The 3,098-nt window shown below is 56.4% G+C and carries 4 protein-coding genes and 3 tRNA genes; all 7 read right to left on the bottom strand.

Annotated features, from left to right (window positions below):
- Positions 1 to 342 (bottom strand): GTP-binding protein (locus tag DN387_RS25940; protein ID WP_177491371.1); only part of this gene is annotated, 342 nt, incomplete at its 3' end.
- An 85-nt stretch (positions 343 to 427) separates the two neighbouring features.
- Positions 428 to 503: transfer RNA gene (locus DN387_RS25935), tRNA-Thr, on the bottom strand.
- A gap of 26 nt (positions 504 to 529) precedes the next feature.
- A tRNA-Gly gene (locus DN387_RS25930) sits at positions 530 to 603 on the bottom strand.
- Between the two features lie 23 nt (positions 604 to 626).
- Positions 627 to 711: transfer RNA gene (locus DN387_RS25925), tRNA-Tyr, on the bottom strand.
- Positions 712 to 854: 143 nt separating this feature from the next.
- Positions 855 to 1,277, bottom strand: a complete 423-nt coding sequence (locus DN387_RS25920; protein WP_054916720.1) for a hypothetical protein — start codon at positions 1,275 to 1,277, stop codon at positions 855 to 857.
- A gap of 7 nt (positions 1,278 to 1,284) precedes the next feature.
- Positions 1,285 to 2,031 (bottom strand): pantothenate kinase, encoded by a 747-nt coding sequence (locus tag DN387_RS25915; protein ID WP_043861943.1) that lies wholly within the window; start codon positions 2,029 to 2,031, stop codon positions 1,285 to 1,287.
- Positions 2,021 to 2,980: a bifunctional biotin--[acetyl-CoA-carboxylase] ligase/biotin operon repressor BirA gene (gene birA, locus DN387_RS25910; RefSeq protein WP_043861944.1), complete on the bottom strand. Its 960-nt coding sequence runs from the start codon at positions 2,978 to 2,980 to the stop codon at positions 2,021 to 2,023. Before birA ends, DN387_RS25915 begins: the two co-directional genes overlap by 11 nt.
- Between the last annotated feature and the right edge of the window lie 118 nt (positions 2,981 to 3,098).

Genomic DNA, 3,098 nt, shown 5'->3' with positions numbered 1-3,098 from the left:
CGGCATCGGACCATCAGCGGCCGAGCAAACCAGGATAGCACCATCCATCTGAGCAGCACCGGTAATCATGTTTTTTACATAGTCGGCGTGACCCGGGCAGTCAACGTGCGCATAGTGACGAATGTTCGAGTCATACTCGACGTGCGCAGTATTGATGGTGATGCCACGTGCTTTTTCTTCCGGGGCGCTGTCGATCTTGTCGAAGTCAACCTTGGCAGAACCGAAAACCTCGGAACAAACGCGAGTCAGCGCGGCGGTCAACGTCGTCTTACCATGGTCAACGTGACCAATGGTGCCGACGTTCACGTGCGGCTTGTTACGTTCGAACTTTTCCTTAGCCATCGAGACTGTCCCCCGGTAGAAGTAATAAGCAGATCAAACCGACCATTAAAACAAAGGCAGATATTTTCATATCTGCCTTGTCATATGGAGCTCTTGAGCGGATTTGAACCGCTGACCTCACCCTTACCAAGGGTGTGCTCTACCAACTGAGCTACAAGAGCGTAACACTGTGCAACAACAGCAAACCTGGAGCGGGTAGCGGGAATCGAACCCGCATCATCAGCTTGGAAGGCTGAGGTTCTACCACTAAACTATACCCGCGGAGCTTGCAGCTCTCGCTAAACTGGTGGAGGGAGAAGGATTCGAACCTTCGAAGTCGTAGACGTCAGATTTACAGTCTGATCCCTTTGGCCGCTCGGGAACCCCTCCAATGTGGCCGGCATTTTCTACTCTTGCCGTCCTGCTGTCAAGCTTTTTCTCATTAAAATCTTGAGGTTAGCTACTTTGACAACTGCTTCACTGCGTTACCACCTAGTGGTCATCGCTGTGGAGCGGGCGCCATTCTATGCAAACTATTCGATAGTTGCAACGCCTTCGCACAACATTATTTTATCTTTTAAGTCTTTGAAATCATGAGAAAGTCCGGCGAGCACCGTTGCGTCCAGCAAGCGACGGCTTTCAGGCGCTATCTGCAGCCACCACCCCTGACTGTCTGGCAGCCTCCCCACTACCTTGCGCGCCCGGATATCCAGGCTGATCAGACGCTGACGAAGGCTATCCAGTAGCTCGGGGCTAGCCAATGCCCCAAGGTAGAGACACTCATTGTCCTTCTGCGATGGCGCCTCGCGAGACTCGCTGAGCAGACGAATACCCTGCTGACTTCCCTTGTAGAGCGACAGCGATGTCACCTCTTTCGCCCTCAACGGTGCCTCCTGCTGGTGCCAGACGTAGTAGACGACATTGAGGACCAGCAATAACAGAAACAACCAGCGCATACACACCTCACTCCAGCGGACAGGCCATCGCCAGGCCTACGAACACCAGGTCGGGAACGATTCGGGCTTGCGGTACCACCTGGTGCAACAGGCCTGCGTCGCCACCGGTAATGAACAGGGTAAAATCCTCACCCCACAATGAGCGCGCCTGCTCGAGCTGAGTCAACACAAATCCATGCAGCATGAGCGTACAGCCGCGCTCTACCGCCTCGACGGTAGAGCGCCCAGGCTGCAGACTCGACAATGCACGCTCGGCGGACTCGTCGTCATAGCGGATACGCCGGGTATGGGTACGCAATTGATTGCGCATCAATGGCATCCCAGGGCAGATGAAACCTCCCAGGTGTTCCCCCTGCGCCGATACGAAATCCGATGTGACAGCAGTCCCCAGATCGATGACCACGCATGCCCTTCTGGCCAGATGGTACCCGCCAAGCAAAGCCAGCCACCGATCGAGCCCAAGACGCTCGTAATCGTCATAGCCATTGGTAACCCCGGCCAATGCAGTTGCCGAGCGCGCGCGCACTATCGACAGCCCGAACGCCTTCACCAGGGCATCACCAAGATGATCGGTCTCTTCTTCTGTACGCACACTGACCAGGCGGCAACGGGCCGGGGTATCGCCCGCAAGCGCCTCAACAGCCTCGATCAGCGCCTGGTTGGTATCGACGATGCCGCCGCCAACAACCGATGCGTCGGTGCGGATAACCCGCCACTTGATAAAACTGTTACCGCAATCGAGCTCAAGAATCATCGCGTAACCTCAAACTGAGCTCACCACCACTAAAGCTCTTCTCAACACCTTCGACCTGAAGACGCAGCGCGCCCTGACGATCGATACCGAGCACAACGCCGTCGACCCTGGTGACGCCGGCTATCAACGATACTGCACACCCCTGCCACAGGTGCCCTTGCTCCCACTCCGCCTGCAAGTCGGTAAAACCCGACTGACGATGTCGCTCCAGGTAAACCTGCAGATTCTCATTGAGCAGCGCAACCAGCTGGTTGCGATCAACCTGCTGCCCTGTCTCGAGCCGGACGGATGTCCATGCCTGATCGACCTCGCTGTTGGTCTGCATATTCACGTTCACGCCAATACCCAGCACCACATGACAGACATCAGCGGGATCCCCCACAAGCTCAAGAAGAATACCTGCGATCTTGCGACCGTTGGCCAGCACATCATTTGGCCACTTCAAGCCCGCAGCATTCACTCCGACGGACTGAAGGGTACGCATGACCGCCAAACCCACCACAAGGCTCAGGCCTTCCAATTGCCGCATGCCACCGTCGATACGCAGCACTAGGCTGTAATAGAGATTCTGCGCAAAGGGGCTTGACCAGTTTCTGCCACGGCGACCGCGCCCTGCGCTCTGATGCTCAGCCAGAACCAGAAAGGGTGCCTGGCGACCGGCACTGATCGCGCGCAACGCTTCGGCATTTGTCGAGTCAATCTCTTCATGGATGTGCATTGGCCAGAGCCGGCCTGTACCGGCACTCTCGATGGCGCTGACGTCCAACAGCGACAAGGGCGCAGCCAATCTGTAGCCCCGCCCTCGCACCTTGTACACCGGCAGACTCAATTCAGCCTCGAGATGCTGCAATTGCTTCCACACGGCGCTGCGGCTGATGCCCAGGGCAGCACCCAAGGCCTCGCCGGAATGGAATCGACCATCCTTGAGGAGTTTCAACAACTTCAGCATGCCAATCTCGACTCACAATGAGGCACGCATGATAGCTATGCGCTGAAGGATTGCATACCTGTTGTAGGACGCGTCCTTACGGAGAAATAGCTGCGTGATCGCAGCTTTTTCGGCCCAC

This window comes from Pseudomonas sp. FBF18, assembly GCF_024261405.1.
In the GTDB taxonomy this organism is placed as follows: domain Bacteria; phylum Pseudomonadota; class Gammaproteobacteria; order Pseudomonadales; family Pseudomonadaceae; genus Aquipseudomonas; species Aquipseudomonas palmensis.
Note: the sequence above shows the minus strand (reverse complement) of the source record. Positions and strands in the feature narration are given on the sequence as shown.